Source organism: Tunturibacter empetritectus (assembly GCF_040358985.1).
GTDB lineage: Bacteria > Acidobacteriota > Terriglobia > Terriglobales > Acidobacteriaceae > Edaphobacter > Edaphobacter empetritectus.
The window spans coordinates 541,664-562,562 of the sequence record NZ_CP132932.1; the positions used below are offsets into that span (position 1 = coordinate 541,664).

Sequence of the window (20,899 nt, forward strand, 5' to 3'; positions counted from 1 at the left end):
TCAACAGCCTTGCATCCCTCGCGCTCTCCCTTCGAACACGCTATAACCGACTCAGCGATGCGCCGCACCTTCCACTCCGGACAGTGGCTCCCCTACCCTGTCGAACTAGTCTTCGCCTTCTTCTCAAACCCCGACAACCTCCCCCGGCTCATGCTCCCTTGGCAAAAGGCCCGCATCGAGAAGATCTTCCTCGCACCCCCACCCACGCAACCCGTAACCTCCAACAGCATCACAGCCGGCGCCGGAACCAGGCTCACCCTCAGCTTTCGGCCCGTCCCATACTCCCCCATTCGAGTCTCATGGGATGCAGAGATCTCTGAGTTCGCCTGGAACGATCACTTCTGCGACCAGCAGCTCCGCGGTCCCTTCGCCTACTGGCATCACTGCCACCACGTAAAGCCGCAGACGCGAACAGAACTTTCAGGCAGCGTCACTTCGGGCACCCTGCTCGAGGACGAAGTCAACTACGAACTGCCGATGGGCAAACTGGGCACCCTAGCCAACAGCCTCTTCGTCACCTCCCAGCTACGAAACACCTTCGCCTATCGTCACGCCCGCACCAGCGAGCTGCTCGCGCACTTGACCCATCGCTGAAAGTCGCTCTTAACGGAACCCCCCATAAAGGCCGCTAAAGAAGTTGAAGAAAAAACACGCACCGCGAACTGCAGGCCGCCAGTCCTTCCACCTAGTGCTTAGCCAGCACCTGCTCCATCATCTTGCTGAGATAAGGTCTCGACCTCTCAAGCGCTGCCTCTGCCGTTAGGCCATACTTCTCCCGCAGCGACTCCACCTTGCCATGCTCGATGAACGCATCCGGCCAGCCCACCCTCACAACCGGCACCTGCAACTCAAGTTCGTTCAAGGTCTCCATCACGGCAGAGCCAAACCCACCTGCCAGCACATGATCCTCTAACGTAATCACCAACCCACAGCGTCCGCCAAACTCCCCAACGCAATCGCGATCCACCGGCTTCGCAAAGCGCGGATTGATCACCGCCGCAGAAAATCCTTCCAGCTTCAACATCTCTGCAAGCCGTACCGCCTCCGGCAACATCGCACCCAGGCCGAAGATAGCGACATCCACTCCGTCGCAGATCACCTCAGCCTTGCCGATCGCGAGCGCCACCTGCTGCTCTTTCACTTGAACGCCCGGCCCAGTCCCACGCGGATATCGAATCGCGCTCGGCCCTTCATGCAGCATCGCCGTATACATCATGTCGGCCAACTCATCCTCATCCTTCGGCACCATGTGCACCAGGTTCGGCACGCTGCGCAGATAGCTGATGTCGAACAGGCCATGATGCGTCGGCCCATCGTCCCCGCTCAACCCCCCGCGATCCATGCAGAACACCACAGGCAGATTCTGCAGACAGACATCATGCACCACCTGATCAAACGCCCGCTGCAAAAACGTCGAGTAGATCGCACAGAATGGCTTATATCCCTTCGTCGCCATTCCAGCCGCAAAGATCACCGCATGCTCCTCCGCGATCCCCACGTCGAAGTACCGTTTCGGATGATGCGGCCTAAAAAGATCGAGCGCCGTGCCGTTCGGCATCGCAGCCGTAATCGCCACCACCTTATCGTTCGCCGTAGCCAGCTTTGTCAGCGACTCCGCAAAGATCTCAGAGTAGGTCTTCTGCCCAGCAGGCTTGGTCTCACCCGTCTGCGCATCGTAAGGCCCCAGCCCATGAAACTTCTTCTGCTTTTCTATCGCAGGCTGAAACCCTTTTCCCTTTTGAGTGATTGCATGCAGCACCACCGGCTTGTTCTGCTGCTTCAAAAATTGGAACGTCTCAATCAGCAGCGGCAGATTATGTCCATCAAGCGGCCCGAAGTAGCTCAGCCCAAACTCTTCAAAGAGCGTGCCAGGCCCAATCAAACCCTTCGCCGCCTCCTCCGCCTTGCGAGCAACATGCCGCACCGTCTTGCCGCCAAACCGCTCCAGCAGATCGGCCGCTCGGTCGTGCAGACTCGAGATCGTAGGATTGGTCACGATCTTGTGGAAGTACTCCGCAATCGCCCCCACATTCTTATCAATCGACCAGGCATTATCATTCAACACCACGATCAATCTCTTGGTCTGAGCCGCAATATTGTTCAGCGCTTCAAACGAAATTCCATTCGTAAACGCCGCATCTCCGGCCAGCGCAACGATGTGTTCTTTCCCACCTGCCATGTCGCGGCCAACAGCCATCCCCAGCGCCGCACTCAGCGCCGTTCCTGCGTGCCCGGCACCATAGCTGTCATGCTCACTCTCGGTGCGCAGCATAAATCCATTCAGTCCACCAGGCTGCCGAATCGTATGAAACAGCTTCTCCCGCCCCGTCAGCAGCTTGTGCACATACGCCTGATGACTCACATCAAACACAAAGCTATCGGTCGGGGTATCGAACACATAGTGCATCGCCAGAGTCAGTTCAACCACGCCAAGATTCGGGCCAATATGTCCGCCCGTCTTTGCCACCCCCACGATTAGCCGCGCCCGAATCTCTTCTGCCAACAGAGTCAGCTCCGCAATCGAAAGCTTCTTCACATCAGCCGGAGAGTTAATTGTCTCGAGAATATTACTCATTCAAAACCTGTCTGCAGTCTCGCTAACCGAGTGTCGCGTCCTGCGCAAAACCCAGCTATATCCTGAACCCAGCTAAACAACCTGACTTTTAAGTATACCAATCCGCAACTTCACGTGTCGCATCTTTCCATCTCGACTCTTAGACGTTGCCACACCTTTGTTGGATCTCTATCACGCACCTAAATCGGCCCCCCAGACAACCCAAAGCACCCTGAATTTGCCCTACCGGCGCATCCACTGCGATATGCTTCCCACACATGGTCCCCGCCGTCACCACCACAGGCCTCACCCGCCGCTTCGGCGAATTCACCGCAGTTCAGGACGTCAACCTCACCGTCGCTCCCGGCCAGTTCTTCGGCTTCCTCGGTCCCAACGGCGCGGGCAAATCCACCACCATCAAGATGCTCACCGGCCTGCTTGCCCCCACCTCCGGCTCCATCCAGATCCTCGGCCTCGACGCCGCCACCAACCCCATCGAGGTCAAGCGCCAGATCGGCGTAGTCCCCGAAGGCCTCGCTCTCTTCGGCCGCCTCACCGCCGCCGAATACCTCCGCTTCGTAGGCCGCATGTACGGCCTCGACGCCGCCATCACCGCCGCCCGCACCACCGAACTCCTCGACTTCATGAGCCTCGCCGGCGAAACCAAAAAACTCATCACCGACTTCTCCCACGGCATGCAGAAAAAACTCGCCCTCGCCGCCGCCGTCATCCACGGCCCCCGCATCCTCTTTCTCGACGAGCCCTTCGAAGGCGTCGACGCCATCGCCTCCGGCACCCTCAAAGCCATGCTCCAGGGTATGATCGCCCGCGGCGCCACCATCTTCCTCACCTCCCACGTCCTCGAGATCGTCGAGCGCCTCTGCACCCACATCGCCATCATCGACCGCGGCCACCTCATCGCCAACGGCTCCCTCGAAGAGCTCCGAGCCGGCGTCCAGGCCCGCAACCCCGAAGGCAACGGCAGCAACCAGATCCTCACCCTCGAACAAATATTCCTGGACATAGTAGGCAGCGATCCTGCCACTATCCAACCCGAGCAGGAGCTCTCATGGCTGGGCTAACCGAAACTCCAAGCCAACCTCCAAATCAACCCTGGACCTCCGCCCAAAGCCGCGCCCAGTTCGCCGCCCTCGCCCAACTGCGCTGGTGCATCTTCCGCAACGCCTTCCGCCGCAAAGGTGGAACCGGCGAACTCATCGCCCGCATCCTCTTCGTCCCCTTCCTCGCCATCATCGCCATCTTCCCCATCCTCGGCGCAGGCATCGGAGCACATCTTCTCGTCGTCACCAATCGCCTCGCCATGCTCTCCGCAATCACCTGGGGCGTCTTCCTGCTCTGGCAGCTCGTCGTCCTCAACATCTCCGCGCCGGGCCTCAGCTTCGACGTCAACACCATCATCCGCTTCCCCATCAGCTTCCCCCGCTACCTCCTGGCGCGCCTCTTCTTCGGCCTCCTCTCTGCGGCCAACGTCATTGGCACTCTCGCTCTCATCGCAACCGACATCGGCATCGGTATAGCCAGGCCCTCGCTCATCCCCTGGGCCACCCTCACTCTCCTCGTCTTCGCTTTGGCAAACATCTTCTTCACCCGAATGGCCACCACCTGGGTCGAGCGCTGGCTCTCCACCCGCCGCGCCAGCGAGATCTTCACCGCTCTCATCATCTTCGGCTCCCTCGGTTTTCAGTACATCAATCTAAACTTCAACCCAGCCTTCCAACACGGCCACCACGCCAGCAAACTTCCAATCCTCATCAAAATCTTCAACCGCATTCGCCCCATCGCCGACTTCCTTCCACCCGGCCTGGCCGCCACCTCCATCGTCAGCTCTACGCAGGGACACCACCTCATCGCCATCGCATCTCTCCTCGGCCTCACCGCCTTCGGATGCCTCTTCCTGGCCATCTACGCCTGGCGTATGCATCGCGAGTTCCGCGGCGAAAATCTAAGCCAGGTCTCCCACCAACCCACCGCAACCCGCATCTCGCCCCCGCAGCGCATCGCCGGCGCGCCGTCCGCAACGGCTCAGCCCACCCGCAGCCTCTTCAGCCTCAGCCCCATCCTTTCCGCATGTCTGCGTAAGGAGCTCCTCTACCTCCGCCGCAACACCAATCAGCTCTACGGCTTCATCGCGCCCATCTTTATGGTCTTCCTCTTCGCCAACCGCATGGGAGCCAGCGGTACCGGCGGCAGCCTCGTCTTCCCCGCCGCCGTCGCCTACTCCCTCCTCGGCGTCTCCATCCTCTCTTACAACGGCCTCGGCATGGACGGCCCCGGCGTCCAGTTCTACTTCCTCAGCCCCACCCGCCTCCGCGACGTCTTCCTCGCAAAGAACCTCATAGGCTTCCTCCTCAGCCTTATCGAGTTCGGCCTCATCTTCGCAGTTCTCACCTTCAGCGCCGGCACTCCATCGCTCCTCATCGCCCTCGCAACCCTCTGCTGGCTCGTCTTCGCCACCTTCACCAACGGAGCCATCGGCAATCTCCGCTCCCTCAGCGCACCAAAAAAAATCGACCTGTCGAAGATCAGCCGCAAACAGACCTCTCAACTCAGCGCTCTCATCGCATTGGGCGTTGTTCTAGCCTGTTTCGGAATCGGCTTTGCCATCGTCCTTCTCAGCCAACACTTGGGCCAACCTTGGCTCATGATCCCCATCCTCCTCGCCCTCGCTGAGGCAGCCTTCCTCTTCTACCTCCACGTCCTCAACCGTCTCGACACCATCGCGCTGAACCATCGCGAGACCATCGCCGAAGAGCTATGCAAGACCTAGTGTCCTGAGTCCAGGCGAAGCCGTATTAGCCTTTGCCGTCATCCTGAGTGCAGCGAAGGATCCCGACGAACTCCACCTGCCCAAACCGCTCGCCCTTTTCCACCCACACGTTCAAGCCGTTGTCTGTTCTTCATTTCCCAAGAAAGTTCACGACACCCGTGGCGAGACCTACGCTACACTGGCTCTCTCCGCACACCAGCTCACCTACCGCCGCCAAACGCACCAAGTGAGTATCAGGAAGGAAAAAAGACGAGATGCACCTCACGAGCCGCAGGGCAGCAGTCCTCATCGCATTCGCAACAGCAACCACCTTCGGCTCCATTCACGCCACCGCCCAAACCACACCCGAGCAGCCCGACAACTACCAATGGCTCGAAGACGTCTCCGGCGGCAAAGCCATGGCCTGGGTCAACGAAGAAAATGCCCGCTCCGCCAAAGTCCTGCAAGCCGACCCGCGATACCCCGCGCTCGCCGAAACAGCGCTCAAGGTGCTCGAATCGCCCACCCGCCTCCCAACTCCAGACTTCCGCGTCGGTGAGATCTACAACACCTGGCAGGACGCCCAGCACGTCCGCGGCATTCTTCGCAAAACCTCCCTCGACAGTTACCTCACCGACCAGCCCGACTGGCAGACCGTCATCGACTATGACGCCCTCGCCGCAAAGGACAACGAAAAATGGGTCGAGAAGGGCCTTAACTGCCTCTACCCCGGAGACGGGCTCTGCCTCGTCTCTCTCTCCGCCGGCGGCGAAGACGCAGACACACTCCGCGAGTTCGACCTCAAGACCGGAAAGTTCGTCGCAGGCGGCTTCGTCTTACCGAAGTCCAAGCAGGACGTAACCTGGGTCGATAAAGACACCCTCCTCGTAGCCCGCGACTGGGGCGAAGGCACCATGACCCAATCCGGCTATCCCTTCGTCATCAAGCTCTGGAAGCGCGGCCAGACCCTCGACCAGGCCAAAGAAGTCTATCGAGGCACACCTACCGACGTAGAAGTCGGCGCAGCCGCAATTCACGACAGCCAGGGTCACACCGCTGTAATCCTCGACCGCGGAGTCAACTTCTTCGAGCGTGAGACCTTCCTCTACACCGACAGCGGTCCCAAAAAAGTCTTCGTGCCTGGCAAGTCGCGGACCCACGGCATGCTCGACGGCCAGCTCATCGTCGAACTCAACCAGGACTGGAAGCCCGAAGGCCACTCGAAAACCTTCCCTCAAGGCTCAGTCATTGCACTCGACCTCGAAGCCGTAAAGAAGGACCCCGTCCACCTCAAGCCCACCGTCATCTTCACTCCCACTACTGAAGAGTTCTTTCAGGAGTCGGCCATCACCAAAGACCATCTCCTCCTCACCACGCTCGACCACGTACAAGGCCGCGCCTACCTCTACACCCACGAAGCCAACAACACCTGGACACGCAAGAAACTCGACATCCCCGACAACCTCAGCGTCAGCATCGCCACCACCAACACCTCCGACAACAAGTTCTTCCTCGAAACCACCGGCTTCCTGACGCCCTCCTCCCTCCTTCTCGGCGACGCCGCATCGACGAGTCTAAAGTCCGCCAAAACTCTCCCCGCCCAGTTCGACGCCTCCAATCTCATCGTCGAGCAACTCCAGGCCACCTCCAAAGACGGAACCAAAGTCCCCTACTTCCTCGTCCGCCACAAAGACATCAAGTACGACGGCTCGAACCCCACCCTCATGAACGCCTACGGAGGCTTTCAGGTCTCCATGACGCCCCTCTACAATCCCATCCTCGGCAAGCTCTGGCTTGAGCGAGGCGGCACCTTCGTCCTCGCCAACATCCGCGGCGGCGGCGAGTTCGGCCCCGCCTGGCACGACGCCGGCCTCAAGACCCACCGCCAGCGCATCTACGACGACTTCGCCTCCGTCGGCCAGGACCTCTTCACCCGCAAGATCACCTCACCCCGCCGCCTCGGCATCGTAGGCGGCTCCAACGGCGGCCTCCTCATGGGCGTCGAGTTCACCCAGCATCCCGAGATGTGGAACGCCGTCGTCATCCAGGTCCCCCTGCTCGACATGATCCGCTTCGAGCACATCGCCGCCGGAGCCTCCTGGGTCGGCGAGTACGGCACCGTCACCATCCCAGATGAGCGAAAGTTCCTCGCCCACATCTCCCCCTACAATCAACTAAACCCCAACACCAACTACCCCGAGCCGCTCATCTTCACTACGACCAAAGATGACCGCGTCGGCCCCGTCCACGCCCGCAAATTCGCCGCCCGCCTCGAAGAGTTTCACAAGCCTTTCTTCTACGACGAGATCGTCGAAGGCGGTCACGCCGCCGGAGCCAACCTCAAAGAACAAGCCAACACTCGCGCCGAACAATACACCTACCTAACCCGAAAACTCATGGACTAGGAAGCATGGACCGCGGAAGATGGCTCGCGACCAACGGGAGCGCCAACCGAAGGGGTATACAAGTCACGAAGTGACCGCCCCACGCGTAGTGGGCCCGTCCGGCAGGACAGAGCGCCTTTCGCACCTACCCAGCCACACCCACCACGCTCAACATCCTCCCCGCAACACCCTTCTCCCCACGATGCGAAAAGTACTTCATCTCCCCCACCGGATCCACCGCACAAGCCGTACACTCACCCACCACGGTGATCCGCTCCTCCCCTACACCAGCCTCCACCAACTGCCTGCGATTAGCCTCCCAAAGATCCAGATACAGTTTCCCCTCCTCCTCCGCGGCACCCACCCGAAAAAGCTCCTCCCCATACCCAAATCGCTCCCCAAACTCCCGGCGCACCTCCCCACCCACCGAGTAGCAGCAAGCCCCGATACTCGGCCCCACCGCCGCCTCCAGGTCCTCCACCCGCGACCCATACTCCGCCACCATCATCGCCACCCCGCGCTCCACAATCTTCGCCACCGTACCCCGCCACCCCGCATGAAACGCCCCCACCGCCCTCTTCTCCCGATCCACCACCAGCACCGGAACGCAATCCGCCGTCCCCACCCCCAGCAGCACGCCCGACACATTCGTAATCAACCCATCCCCCTCCAGCACCGCCCTCCCCTCCGCAGTCTGCAGCCTCCCTTCCAGCGCCCCGTCCCCCTCCCGAACCCCCAGCACAACATCTGAGTGAATCTGCCTCAATCCCACCAGCAACGAACCACGTCCCTGCACCAGATCACCATCAACACACCGCACAAAACGCACCCGATTTTCCACCACCGAAACCGCCTCATCCTCCTTCGTCCACCCCAGATTCAGCGTTTTTCCCCCATAAACCGAAGAAACACCCCCACCCCGCGTACTGAACCCATGCCGCAACCACCCCAGCCCCTCCCACGCCTCAACCCGCACCACCTCAATCTGCTCACTCACGCTAACTCCTTTATTTTGAGCGCCCATAACCCTAACGCACTCCTGGCAGTACCCGCTAGCAGGCGTCCCTGATCCCTAATGTTATCGCCGCCGATTCCATAAAACCCTTTCCGGTAACATTCCTCAATCCACAGAGTCTATTTTTAGTACCGCAACGAGGGTTACAGCATCAAAAAGACGGTAACAGCTGATGATGCAGGGGCACCAACTAACCCCCTTCTGTTGCAACAAAAATTTGCATCCTTCCCCGCGGGTCTGTAATATACCGCGATTGTAGACATGAGAGTGAATGTGCCCACCGTAGCCCCCCAATTTATTCGTTCCCGTATCAGTAAAGTCTGCGTGCCCATCATCGGCGCCACGCCTGCCGAGATGCTTGAAAAAGCCAGCGCCGTCGCCAAAGAAACTCCTTTCCTCGAGTTTCGCCTCGACTACCTGGAGAAGCCTCTCCTCGCCCTGCCAAAGCTAAAGCACTTCCTCAGTGAAAATACCGCTGTCACTGCTATCGCGACCTGCCGCCGCGCCGCCAACGGCGGCAAATTCTCCGGCAATCTCGCCGCAGAGATGGAGATTCTCTCCAAAGCTGGAACCTCCGGTTTCCACATCGTCGATCTTGAACTCGAATCCGCTGAGAGTCTGAAGAAAGGCGAGCTTCAGAAGCTTCGCGAGACTGGCGTTGCGCTCATTGTTAGCCACCACGACTTCACCGCAACCAAAGATCTCGACGGCGTCTTCAAACGCATCGAACCCTTCCGCCCCGACTTCATCAAAATCGTCCCCACGGCCAAATCGCTCACCGACAACGTCACCCTCATGCGCTTCATTGAGCGTATGGACGATCACTCCAACATCGTCGGCGTCTGTATGGGCGATGCCGGCATCATCTCGCGCGTCCTCGGACTCCGCGCCGGCTCTGCCTTTACCTTCGCCGCAGCCACCGCTGGCGAAGAGACTGCCCCCGGCCAGATCGCCGCCCGCACACTCATCGAAACCTATCGCATCGATCAAGTGGACGCAGCCACCAAGGTCTATGGCGTCGCCGGAAACCCTATCCGCAGCTCACTCTCTCCCATCATGATGAACACGGCCTTTCGCCGCGAGACCGTCAACGCCGTCTATCTCGCGCTTCAGGCCAACAAACTCTCCGACCTGCTCAAGCTCGTCCACGAGATCCCCATCCAAGGCCTCAGCGTCACCATGCCGCTCAAGCAGGAGATCATGTCGCATCTCGAGAAGACAGATCCCCTCTCGGCCAAGATCGGTGCCTGCAACACCGTGCTGCGTCAGGACGGCAAGCTCTACGGCTTCAACACCGACGTCGCCGGCATCACGGGCCCCATTGAGAAGCGGATGTCTCTTCGCGGAGCAAAGGCCCTTGTCCTCGGGGCCGGCGGAGCTGCTCGCGCTGCAGTCTTTGGGATGCGCGATAAGGGAGCAGACGTCTTCATCCTCAATCGCACCGCCGAAACAGCGCAGAAGCTGGCAAGGCAGTCCGGTTCGAAGACCATCAAGAAGGATGCCCTCGCCAAGACCACCTTCGACGTCATCGTCAATGCGACTCCCATCGGCATGACCGGCATCAAGGGCGCGCCGGTCCTCGAAGCGGCAGACCTCAACACCAAACTGGTATTTGATCTCGTCTACAACCCGCTCGAAACGCCACTGCTTCGTCTCGCGCGCCAACACAGCATCCCCATCATCACCGGCATCGAGATGTTCGTACAGCAGGGAGCGCGCCAGTTCGAGATCTTCACCGGCAAGCCTGCGCCGGAAGAGGAGATGCTGCGCGTCGTCATCCACGCTCTACGCCAGCAGGCCGAGTCTGCTGCAGAGACACCGGCACCTACTGCCAAAACGAAAAAAGCTTCCTGATTGGACTGCTGCACAGGAAAAAAATGGAACCCCGGCGATCCCGGGGTTTTCCCTGTCTTTGCTGGTGTTTTCGAGGGGTGTTTTAGAATTTCGCGTGTTTTCGTGTGGTGATTTTGTAGTGTGATCGTGGTGAGATGCGTGGTGGACGTGGCTCCCAAACAGCGTTCTCGGGGAACCTCAAAAATACGCCAAGATTTTTGATTATTTTTTCTAAAACAAAGGAGCCGCCTCGATCGAGGCGGCTCCTGATGGCTTGAGGACAGCAGACGGGCTTAGCTGCTCTTACCCTGCGCTGAAGCGAGCTTCTCCTCAGCCTTCCGGGTAACCGCATTGGCTTCGTCGTACTTCGCACCGTCGTCACCAGCCTCGTTCCAAAGCTTCTGACCCTCTTGAAGCTCCTTCTGGGCCTCGGCGGTGTCAATCTCGTTGGGGTGCAGCGCGGTCTCCGCCAAGATCGTCACACGCTCCGGCAGCACCTCCACGAAGCCCCAGGCTACGAAAAACTTCTGATCGCCTGAGCTGCCACCATGTAAGCGCACCTCGCCCGCACCAAGCTCTGCGAGCAGGGGCGCCGCACCATAGAGCGCCTCCAGATATCCCGACATCGACGGCAACTCCACCGCCTCTGCCGTCGCATCCAGCAGAACACGGTCGGGAGTGACCAGCCGAACGCTGAGAAGACCAGATTGTTGTGTCTCTGCCATGTTTCCTTTCATAGCGAGTCAGCAAGTTAGCGAAAACTGGTCAGCTGACTTGCTGTTTTCTCTGCTAACTCGCTGACTTGCTGCACTTCGCTGACTCGCTGCTCTATACCGTCTGCTTCATCTTCTCTGCAGCTGCAATCACGTCTTCGATTCCGCCCTTCAGATAGAAGGCCTGCTCGGGAATGTCATCGTGCTTGCCTTCGATAATCTCCTTGAAGCTCCGAACCGTATCCGCAACCTTGACGTAAGCGCCTGGGATACCGGTGAAGATCTCAGCCACATGGAACGGCTGCGACAGGAACCGCTGCACCTTACGCGCACGTGCCACGGTGACCTTGTCCTCTTCCGAGAGCTCGTCGATACCGAGAATTGCGATAATGTCCTGCAAATCCTTGTAGCGCTGCAGAATTTTCTTCACACCCTGCGCCACATCGTAGTGCTCCTGCCCGACCACGCGAGGAGTCAGAATGCGCGAGGTAGAAGCCAGCGGGTCTACAGCGGGATAGATTCCTAGTTCGGAGAGGGGCCGCGAAAGCGATGTGGTCGCATCAAGGTGAGCAAAGGTCGTCGCCGGAGCCGGGTCAGTGAAGTCGTCGGCAGGCACATACACCGCCTGCACCGACGTAATCGAACCTTTCTTCGTCGAGGTGATGCGCTCCTGCAACTCACCCATCTCGGTCGCAAGATTAGGCTGATAGCCTACGGCCGAAGGCATACGGCCAAGCAGCGTCGAAACCTCAGAACCCGCCTGGGTAAAGCGGAAGATGTTGTCGATGAACAGCAGCGTATCCGCGCCCTCTTCGTCGCGGAAGTGCTCCGCCACTGTAAGGCCGGTCAGCGCCACGCGAAGACGCGCCCCTGGCGGCTCAGTCATCTGCCCATAGACCAGCGTCGCTTTGCTCTTCGGCAGATCCTTCAGGTCGATAACGCCGGACTCCTGAAACTCCATCCAAAGATCGTTGCCTTCGCGGGTACGCTCGCCCACACCGGCGAACACCGAAAAGCCTCCATGCTGGCTGGCAACGTTATTGATCAGCTCTTGAATGATGACGGTCTTGCCCACACCAGCGCCACCAAACAGGCCGATCTTGCCGCCCTTCATAAACGGCTGGATGAGGTCAATGACCTTGATGCCAGTCTCGAACATCTCCTCACTGGTTGACTGCTCATCAAACGCAGGAGCCAGCCGGTGAATCGGCATATGCACCTTCGCGTTGACCGGTCCCAGCTCATCCACCGGCTCGCCAAGCACGTTGAGCACGCGGCCAAGCGTCTCACGGCCCACCGGCACCATGATGCCCGAACCGGTGTCGATCGCCTTCATCCCGCGAACCATCCCTTCGGTCGCGACCATTGCGATGCAGCGCACGCGGCCTTCACCAAGATGCTGCTGGACCTCAACGATTACGTCCAACGGGGTGGGAACATCAAAGCCTTCGCTGACGATGCGGATCGCCTGAAAGATAGGCGGCATGTGCGACTCTTCGAATTGAACGTCAACGGCCGGTCCGCTGATCGAAATTACTTTGCCAATATTCTCTGCCATAGGTCTCTTTCGTTATTGCAGCCGTCTGTGCTTAGAGAGCAGCCGCGCCACTCACAATCTCAATAATTTCCTTGGTAATTGCTGCCTGACGTACGCGGTTCATGGTGAGGCTCAGGCTGTCGATCAGGTCGCCTGCGTTCTTGGTCGCAGCATCGGTTGCCGTCATACGCGCTGCGTGTTCTGCAGCGGTGGACTCGAGCAATGCATGAAAGATCACTGTCGTCACATAACGCGGCATCAGGTGACGGAAGAGTCTCTCCGGCGATTGGTCGAAGATGTAATCGACATCGGCGGTGCCAAACTTCTTGGCTTCTTCTTCCATCTCGCTGGCTTCGGGTACATGAACGCTGATGCCTTCCGACTGCGCTGCCTTAACAGCCGCATCGCGCTCTTCCTGGGTCGGCTCCTGAGAAGACTCAACGTTGTGAGCTCCAAGCTCGACAATCGGCAGCAACTTTTCTACAACGATTCTCTGCTGCAGCACAGATTTGAACTCGTTGTAGACGAGATAGACAGAGTCAATCTCCGACCGTTCGTAACGTTCGATGATGGAGTGCGCCAGCTTGGAGACAGCTTCAAATTCGGTCTTGACGAGAAGGTCCGGATGCTCCGCTGCAACTTCGATCTGTGCTGCGCGATGGCGAATCGTATCGTAGTGTATTGCGAGATCGTTGTCGTAGTGCTCTTCTGTCTTCTCGTAGTTCGCCGCTGGAAACTTCCTCTTGTAAAAGCCAATCGCCTTTTTCCCAATGGGCTCAAGGTCGATGTTCTGTCCTCTCGCCACGCGAGCGTCGATGAACTTCTGCGCTGCTTTGCCAACGTTCGAGTTGAAGCCGCCTGCAAATCCCTTATCGCCTGCGATCACGACGACGAGTACGTTCTTCTCTTCGCGCTCAATCAGCAGGGGATGAAGAATCTCGCCGGTCTGCTCGTTGTAGATATCGGTGCGGCGCACCAGAGACTCCAGCACGTTGATCAGCATCTGGGCGTAGGGTCGTGCCTGCATGGCACGCTCCTGCGCACGGCGCAGCTTAGCCGCCGAGACCATCTTCATGGCCTTCGTGATCTGCCGCGTGTTCTTCACACTGCGGATGCGACGACGTAAATCGAGTACGTTTGCCATGGTTTACTTAGCTGCAACCGTCTCTTTCTGTTGCTGGTTCTTGTCCTTGCGATCTGCGAGGAAGTTGCCCTTGTACTCTTTGATCGCCGCGGTCAGACGAGACTTCAAATCGTCGTCCAGAGCCTTCTTGGTGGCGATGTCTGTCAGAATCGCGGGCTGTGCCGATTCGAGATAAGGATAGAAGCCGTCCTCGAACGCCCGCAGATCACTAACCTTTACATCATCCAGAAGGCCGTTTACACCAGCGAAGAGGATTGCAACCTGCTTCTCCGCGCTGAGCGGCTGGAACTGCGGCTGCTTGAGGAGCTCCGTCAGGCGCTGTCCGCGGTTGAGCTGCTGCTGCGTTACCTTATCCAGATCCGAACCAAACTGCGAGAACGCAGCCAGCTCGCGATACTGCGCCAGATCAAGCTTCAGGGTGGCTCCAACCTGCTTGGTTGCTTTGATTGCAGCCGAGAAGCCTACGCGTGATACGGAGAGACCAACGTTGACGGCAGGACGCACGCCAGAGTTGAACAAGTCGGTCTCAAGGAAGATCTGCCCATCCGTGATTGAGATCACATTCGTCGGGATGTAAGCCGAAACGTCGCCAGCTTGCGTCTCGATGATCGGAAGCGCCGTCAGCGAACCGCCGCCGAGCTTGTCTGAAACCTTTGAGGAGCGCTCGAGCAGCCGAGAGTGGAGATAGAACACATCGCCGGGGTACGCCTCGCGCCCAGGCGGACGGCGGAGCAGCAGCGAGATCTCGCGATAGCTGGCGGCGTGCTTCGAGAGATCGTCATAGATCACCAGCGCATGCTTGCCGCTGTCGCGGAAGTACTCACCCATTGCCGTCGCAGCAAACGGAGCGAGGTACTGCATCGGCGCCGGCTCAGAGGCAGTCGCGGCAACAACAATGGTGTAAGCCATTGCGCCATGCTCTTCAAGCGTCTGCACCACCTGTGCCACGGAAGAACGCTTCTGCCCGACCGCGCAATAGATGCAGATCAGGTTGTTCTTGGCGGAGTTGATGATGGTGTCGAGCGCGATTGCAGTCTTTCCGGTCTGACGGTCGCCGATCAAAAGTTCACGCTGGCCGCGGCCAATCGGAATCATCGTGTCGATGGCTTTGATGCCGGTAGCCATCGGCTCACGCACCGACTGACGATCGATAACGCCAGGAGCAAGCCGCTCCACTGGTAGATACTTGTCGGTATTGATCGGACCCTTGTCGTCGATAGGCTGACCCAGCGCATTTACAACGCGGCCAATCAGAGCCTCGCCGACCGGCACGGACATGATTTTACCGGTCCGCTTCACCTGATCGCCTTCGCTGACCTCCGTGTAGTCACCCAGCAGCACCGCGCCGACCTGGTCTTCATCTAGGTTCATGGCAAGGCCCGCAACGCCGTGCGGAAACTCGATCAGCTCACCGGCCATCACTTTATCCAGGCCGTGGACACGCGCGATACCATCACCCAGCGAGATGACCGTTCCAACCTCATCCACCTGGATGCGCTGCTCAAAGTTCTCAATCTGCTGGCGAAGCAGTTCTGTTATCTCATCCGCCTTGATCTGTGCCATGTCTTCCTTCTACTCGATTCGTGTCAAACCTTCAAAAACTTAGCGCCGTCGCCGGCAAGACTCTACGCGTTCACAAGCTTCTGCTTCAACTGCTGCAACTGTCCGCGGATGGACCCGTCGTACACCGTGGAACCAAGCCGCACTACAGCTCCACCCAACAGAGTTGCATCCTGGAGATAAGTGGCCCGAACGCGACCCCCCGCGAGCTTCGCAACCTGAGCCTCGAGTTCGGCACGATCCTGATCATTCAACGGCCGGGCGCTGGTAATCTCCGCCTCCGCCATGTTCGATTGCTCATCGGCAAGGACGTGGTACTCCTCGAGAATCTCGTTCAACTCATCGAGGCGCTGATGATCCATGATCACTGCAATAAAATTTCGCACCTGCGGGAACATCCCGATGCGTCCTGCAATCGCATCGAGCACCTTCAACTTCTGTTCGTTCGCAATCGACGGATTCATCAAAACTTCACGAAGGTCATGACTACCCGCGAACGTTCCACTGAAATCACGAAGCTGTTGTTGTGCCGCGGCTGCATCAAGGTGCGCAGAGGCAGCCACTGCGGCAAACGCGTGAGCGTAACGCAACGAAAGGACAGACATCAGTTTTGTCCTTTCTTCGAATCGTCGCCGGTCAACCGCTGCGCAAAGCTCTGGATCAACAGACGGTCAGTCTCCGCCGTGACTACCAGCTTGCGTGCTGCCTGTTCGATAGCAAGCTCTGCCGCATACTGCTGTATCTGTCGCTGCGCAAGAGCCGTCGCGGCAGTAATCTCCTGCTCGGCTGCCGCCAGAATCTTCTGCTTTTCCTCTTCCACGCTGGCCGCAATGCGCTGTTCATCGAGCGCGGAGTCCTTCTCTGCCTGGGAGCGCATGGCCGCGATCTGGCTGTCCAGCTTGCTTAGGCGAGCTTCTACACTGTTCAACCTGGCATTGGCATCTTCGGTCGCAGTGCGCGCATCCACGAGCTGCTTCTGAATCAATGTGCTCCGATTACGAAAGGTCTTCGGCAACGTCTTCGCCAGAAACCACCCTACGAGCGCGGCTAGAACTACAAAGTTGGCAACCGTAAACGCCGTAGCCGCCTGCTCCGCGTTCAAACCAACCTTCGCCCCAAGAGCGCGCACCGTGGCCGAATGAAGGTACTTGTCGTTTTCGTCTTCTTCCTGTTGATTCTTCTCGGAGGACTGCGTCTCGGAGACGGCGGGCCGATCAGTGCCTGCGCTGGGAGCACCTGCATCCTGTGCCTTCCCATGGCGTACTGGCGCGAAGAGAAATCCAAGCAAGAAAACAGCAGGCAAAAGCCTCTTCACAAAAGAATTCTTCACTGCGCAACCTCCGCTGCCTGAACTCCAGCTGGAAGCACCGCATTGAGAACCCGCGAGCTTAACTCTTCGCTCATTCCTGCAATCTGCAGCCGCGCCTCATGAGCACTCTGCTCTATCTCCTGCTTGGCTCCATGAACTCGGTCCTGCGTCTGCTGACGGGCCTGGGCGAGTGCTGCCTCCCGCTCCGCATTCCACTGCTTCAGCTTCTTATCGCGCATCTGGAAGATCTCAACCCTGGCGTGGCGCAACTTCTCTTCATAAGCCGCGGTCTCCGCCTCCGCTGCGGCAATCGCTCTCCGAGCCTGCTCAAGAGCACCTGAGGTACGGGCGCGCCGCTCAGCCAGCACGCGATCCAGCGGACGTCGAACAATCAGCCCATAAGCCACCACCAGCAAGATAAACAAGACCATCGTCGGCACGGAGCCGAGCACAAGTCCACCGAGTTGATTCAGTATCTGATCCATGAATGGGGTCGGCCGGGGCCGCTTGAAAGTCCTGTCGTGAGCGGTCTCACACCGCTACTCTGTTCCAGAAATCACTGGCGCAGGCGCTGCATGATAGTTCGAGGTACACCTAGTTTTAGCAAAGCGGTTACAAGGGTGTCAACCAATCACCTGATGAATATCGGCCATCGTGAACGGTATTCGCACGTGGTTCACTCCCAAGCCCTTGAGCCAATTATTTGCACGTTTCCTTTGACTTCCTCGGGCAAAGGACTAGACTTTGATGTACCACCTGGACCCTAAGCTCTGGGTCACATAGGTCGCGTGATTGGGGACACCACCTCCGCTCCCCGTCAGGCGGCCTATGCTAGTTAAGGGTGTCTTCTATTCAATCGCCCGTTCCCGGAATCTTCTGAATCTGTTCAGCAATGAAGCGGGCCCTCGTGCCGTAACGTAGGCAAGATTTCCCTCGAAGCGCTTTCCCTCTACCACCGCCCCTGCCTCCAACGCCGCCAGTACGGCTCCCTCCGACTGCGGCAGACGAAACTGCATCTCAATCAGCGGATCGACAACCAATGCAGCATCGATCGCTGCCAGCAGATGGTCCAGCCCCAGCTTTTTCAGTCCCGAGACCGCGATACTTCCGGGCGCTCCCATGGGCATCCCTTCGTCATTCCCAACCAGGTCGATCTTGTTCAGCACCTCGATCACAGGCTTCTTCGAAACGTCCAACTCCGCCAGGACCTTCTCAACCTGAGTCTTCTGCTCATCCACCATGGGACTCGAAGCGTCGCGAATATGCAGCAGCAGCTCCGCGCGCTCTACCTCCTCCAGCGTCGCCCGAAAGCTGGTAACCAGCGTGTGCGGCAGGTTGCGAATAAATCCCACCGTATCCGACAGCAGAATCTTTCTCCGCGAAGGCAGCGTCAACTGACGCAGCTTGGGATCGAGCGTAGCAAACATCCGCGCAGACTCCAGCACTCCCGCCTCGGTCAGCGCATTGAACAGTGTGCTCTTCCCCGCATTCGTATAGCCCACCAGCGCAACCACAGGGACCGGCACCGCCTCTCTCCGCTGCCTTTGCTGCCTGCGAATTCGCCGCACTGACTCCAGCTGCTCCTTCACATGGTCGATGCGCAGATTGATCTTCCGTCGATCCGTCTCCAGCTGCGTCTCACCCGGTCCACGGGTCCCGATGCCGCCGCCCAGCTGCGACATCGACTTCCCCCGCCCAGCCAGCCGGGGAAGCTGGTACTCCAGTTGTGCCAACTCCACCTGCAGCTGACCCTCCCGCGTCCGCGCGTGTCTTGCGAAGATATCCAGAATCAGCTGCGTTCGGTCGATGACCCGGCAAGGCAGCTTCGCCTCCAGGTTTCTCAGCTGCGACGGCGACAGATCGTGATCGAACAGAACCAGGTCAGCCCCGGTCGAGGCAATCACGCCCTCGATCTCCTCCAACTTGCCTTGCCCCACCAGCGTCGCAGGATCTGGCCTCGGCCGCCGTTGAATGAGGGTCGCAGCCACCTCGGCTCCCGCGCTTCTCGCCAGCTCTTCAAACTCCGCCAGCGAAGCATCGAAGTCAAGGTCAGCCACAGCCTTAGGCGCCACAGAAAGATCGAGGCCATCCAGCGCAGTACCAGCCGAGACCGCAGCTGCGGTCTTTGCCAGTCTCGCTGCAGCAGTCAGCTTGCGCCGCTCCCCGGTAAACTCCACTGCGACCAGAACGGCGCGCTCCGCCTGGGGCAGATCACCCCGCCCATGGCGCATCGCAGCCTCGTGCGCCTCCACCAGACTGCGCCTCGCAGGCTTCCTTCCATTCCTCTTTCCATCTTCAGTTGTCAACGGCTAGCGGCCTTGTGTCCCTGTCGCCTCTTGTACTGGCCCACCGGCAGGGGCTGAACCTACCGCCGCCCGCACCTCTGGCTTCGCATCACTCCGCACATCCCCATGCGCCCCTGCTCGCCCACTCACCACCGTCGAGATCGCATGTTTGAAGATCAGCTGTTCCTGGCTGTTGTTCTCCAGCAACACCGAGTACTTATCGAACGACCGAATCTTCCCTGTCAGCTTCACGCCGCTTACCAGGTAAATCGTGATCGGACTCTTATCTTTTCGCACTGTATTGAGAAAAGTATCCTGAATGTTCTGTGCCGGCTTTGATTCCATGGGGCCGATCTCCTTTATTCAAATGTTCATACTGCGATGAGGTTCTGCCGTGACCCATCGGCTTCAGAACAAAACTCAGCGCAAACGCCAAGTCTGAAGCCAAGACTGTCAACAATACGAGCATCGACGGCAATAATCAACCTGGCCCGTCACATGGTAGAGACGAACGCAATACTTCCTTAGACGCATTGCAAGACGGAACGGCAGTCTGGCGCAGTCTCCGCAGCGACATACGAACGATATACCATGGCAGATGTGACCATCCGCAAGCCGCAACCCGTTCCAATGCTTGACTTCTCCCGCCAGTTCGCCGTCCTCCGGCAGGAGATCTTCGACTCCATCGAAGCCGTCTGCACGTCGCAGCACTTCATCCTTGGCCCCCAGGTCACCAGCTTCGAACACGCCGCCGCCACTGCCTGCGCAGCTCCTCACGCCATCGGCTGCGCCAGCGGCACCGACGCCATCTGGCTCGCTCTCGCCGCCGCAAACGTCGGCCCCGGCGACGCGGTCATCACCACCCCCTTCAGCTTCTTCGCCACTGTCAGCGCCATCCTCCGCTGCGGCGCCACACCTTTGCTGGCCGACATCGACCCTGCCACCTTCAACCTCTCAGCCCCGGCCGTCGCGAAACTCCTCGACTCTCCCGTGGGCCGCAACGTCAAAGCCATCCTCCCCGTTCACCTCTACGGCCAGTGCGCCGATTGGGACGCATTCACCGCACTGAAACAAAACCACAAACTCCTGCTCATCGAAGATGCCGCCCAGGCCTTCGGAGCCACATGGAACGGAGTCCCCGCAGGAGCCCTTGGAGATGCAGCCGCCTTCAGCTTCTATCCCACAAAAAATCTAAGTGCCATGGGAGATGCCGGCCTCGTCACCACCACTTCCGCCGCAATCGACGATCATGCCCGCGTCCTCCGCGCCCACGGCATGCGCCGCCGCTACTATCACGAGGAGATCGGTTGGAACTCCCGCCTCGACTCCATTCAAGCCGCTGTCCTCGAGGTCAAACTCCGTTATCTGCCAAAGTGGAACCAGCAGCGCCGCGACCACGCTGCCCGCTACGACCAGCTCTTCCACAAAGCCAACCTCACCGCAGACAGCACAGCCAGTACCGACAAAGGCATCGTCCTCCCAATCACCGACCCGCGCGCCGGCCACGTCTTCCACCAGTACGTCATCCGCACACCCCGCCGCGACGAACTCCGCCAATACCTTACAGATCGAAAGATCGGCAGCGAGATCTACTACCCCGTCCCCTTGCATCTGCAGACCAGTCTCTCCTACCTCAGCTACAAGCAGGGCGACTTCCCCATCAGCGAAGCCGCTGCCGATGAAGTCCTGGCCCTCCCTATGTATCCCGAGCTACGCGAAGACGAGCAGCAAACCGTAGTCGACACGATAGCCAGCTTCTATCAGTAAAAACCTTCTTAGTCATCCGCGGAAGTCTGCA

17 protein-coding genes are annotated in these 20,899 nt (G+C 59.0%); 6 read left to right on the forward strand and 11 right to left on the reverse strand.

The features are described from left to right. Positions 1-9 precede the first annotated feature (9 nt). A complete protein-coding gene (locus RBB75_RS02100) occupies positions 10-594 on the forward strand; it encodes an SRPBCC family protein (protein WP_353069363.1) in 585 nt (194 codons plus the stop codon). 91 nt (positions 595-685) lie between these two features. Here RBB75_RS02100 and dxs read toward each other — a convergent pair whose 3' ends face one another. After that, positions 686-2,575, reverse strand: coding sequence for a 1-deoxy-D-xylulose-5-phosphate synthase (gene dxs / locus RBB75_RS02105; RefSeq protein WP_353069364.1), 1,890 nt, complete (start codon positions 2,573-2,575; stop codon positions 686-688). Between the two features lie 257 nt (positions 2,576-2,832). Between dxs and RBB75_RS02110 the strand changes: the two genes are divergently transcribed. From RBB75_RS02110 to RBB75_RS02120, 3 genes are all read left to right on the forward strand, one after another. Continuing rightward, the gene (locus RBB75_RS02110) at positions 2,833-3,636 is read left to right on the forward strand and encodes an ABC transporter ATP-binding protein (protein ID WP_179639135.1); all 804 of its coding nucleotides are present in this window, start codon (positions 2,833-2,835) and stop codon (positions 3,634-3,636) included. Next, positions 3,624-5,342 (forward strand): hypothetical protein, encoded by a 1,719-nt coding sequence (locus tag RBB75_RS02115; protein ID WP_353069365.1) that lies wholly within the window; start codon positions 3,624-3,626, stop codon positions 5,340-5,342. The genes RBB75_RS02110 and RBB75_RS02115 overlap by 13 nt, the downstream gene beginning before the upstream one ends. 254 nt (positions 5,343-5,596) lie before the next feature. Continuing rightward, entirely contained in the window at positions 5,597-7,726 is a 2,130-nt protein-coding gene (locus RBB75_RS02120) for a prolyl oligopeptidase family serine peptidase (RefSeq protein ID WP_353069366.1), read from the forward strand. A gap of 124 nt (positions 7,727-7,850) precedes the next feature. On the opposite strand, the gene pgeF is transcribed toward RBB75_RS02120, so the two are convergent. Next, entirely contained in the window at positions 7,851-8,702 is an 852-nt protein-coding gene (gene pgeF, locus RBB75_RS02125; RefSeq protein WP_353069367.1) for a peptidoglycan editing factor PgeF, read from the reverse strand. 279 nt (positions 8,703-8,981) lie between these two features. On the opposite strand from pgeF, the gene aroE reads away from it, so the two are divergent. Continuing rightward, positions 8,982-10,574: a shikimate dehydrogenase gene (aroE, locus tag RBB75_RS02130; RefSeq protein WP_353069368.1), complete on the forward strand. Its 1,593-nt coding sequence runs from the start codon at positions 8,982-8,984 to the stop codon at positions 10,572-10,574. Positions 10,575-10,846: 272 nt separating this feature from the next. On the opposite strand, the gene atpC is transcribed toward aroE, so the two are convergent. The 9 genes from atpC to hfq all read right to left on the reverse strand — a co-directional run bounded on the left by atpC (position 10,847) and on the right by hfq (position 19,446). Next, entirely contained in the window at positions 10,847-11,278 is a 432-nt protein-coding gene (gene atpC, locus RBB75_RS02135) for an ATP synthase F1 subunit epsilon (RefSeq protein WP_179639139.1), read from the reverse strand. Between the two features lie 103 nt (positions 11,279-11,381). Further along, positions 11,382-12,824: a F0F1 ATP synthase subunit beta gene (gene atpD, locus RBB75_RS02140; RefSeq protein ID WP_179639140.1), complete on the reverse strand. Its 1,443-nt coding sequence runs from the start codon at positions 12,822-12,824 to the stop codon at positions 11,382-11,384. Between the two features lie 31 nt (positions 12,825-12,855). Then, positions 12,856-13,947, reverse strand: a complete 1,092-nt coding sequence (locus tag RBB75_RS02145) for a F0F1 ATP synthase subunit gamma (protein WP_353069369.1) — start codon at positions 13,945-13,947, stop codon at positions 12,856-12,858. Between the two features lie 3 nt (positions 13,948-13,950). After that, positions 13,951-15,510, reverse strand: coding sequence for a F0F1 ATP synthase subunit alpha (gene atpA / locus RBB75_RS02150; RefSeq protein ID WP_353069370.1), 1,560 nt, complete (start codon positions 15,508-15,510; stop codon positions 13,951-13,953). A 62-nt stretch (positions 15,511-15,572) separates the two neighbouring features. Next, entirely contained in the window at positions 15,573-16,112 is a 540-nt protein-coding gene (gene atpH / locus RBB75_RS02155) for an ATP synthase F1 subunit delta (protein ID WP_179639143.1), read from the reverse strand. Beyond that, positions 16,112-16,810: a F0F1 ATP synthase subunit B family protein gene (locus RBB75_RS02160; protein ID WP_218884697.1), complete on the reverse strand. Its 699-nt coding sequence runs from the start codon at positions 16,808-16,810 to the stop codon at positions 16,112-16,114. Before RBB75_RS02160 ends, atpH begins: the two co-directional genes overlap by 1 nt. Positions 16,811-16,833: 23 nt before the next feature. After that, on the reverse strand, positions 16,834-17,301 hold the full coding sequence (locus tag RBB75_RS02165) for a F0F1 ATP synthase subunit B family protein (RefSeq protein ID WP_179639145.1): 468 nt from the start codon (positions 17,299-17,301) through the stop codon (positions 16,834-16,836). A 363-nt stretch (positions 17,302-17,664) separates the two neighbouring features. Next, positions 17,665-19,047, reverse strand: coding sequence for a GTPase HflX (hflX, locus tag RBB75_RS02170; protein ID WP_179639932.1), 1,383 nt, complete (start codon positions 19,045-19,047; stop codon positions 17,665-17,667). A 78-nt stretch (positions 19,048-19,125) separates the two neighbouring features. Further along, complete coding sequence (hfq, locus tag RBB75_RS02175; RefSeq protein ID WP_179639146.1) at positions 19,126-19,446, reverse strand: RNA chaperone Hfq; 321 nt, start codon at positions 19,444-19,446, stop codon at positions 19,126-19,128. Between the two features lie 246 nt (positions 19,447-19,692). Between hfq and RBB75_RS02180 the strand changes: the two genes are divergently transcribed. Then, entirely contained in the window at positions 19,693-20,868 is a 1,176-nt protein-coding gene (locus RBB75_RS02180) for a DegT/DnrJ/EryC1/StrS family aminotransferase (RefSeq protein ID WP_257031118.1), read from the forward strand. Positions 20,869-20,899 lie beyond the last annotated feature (31 nt).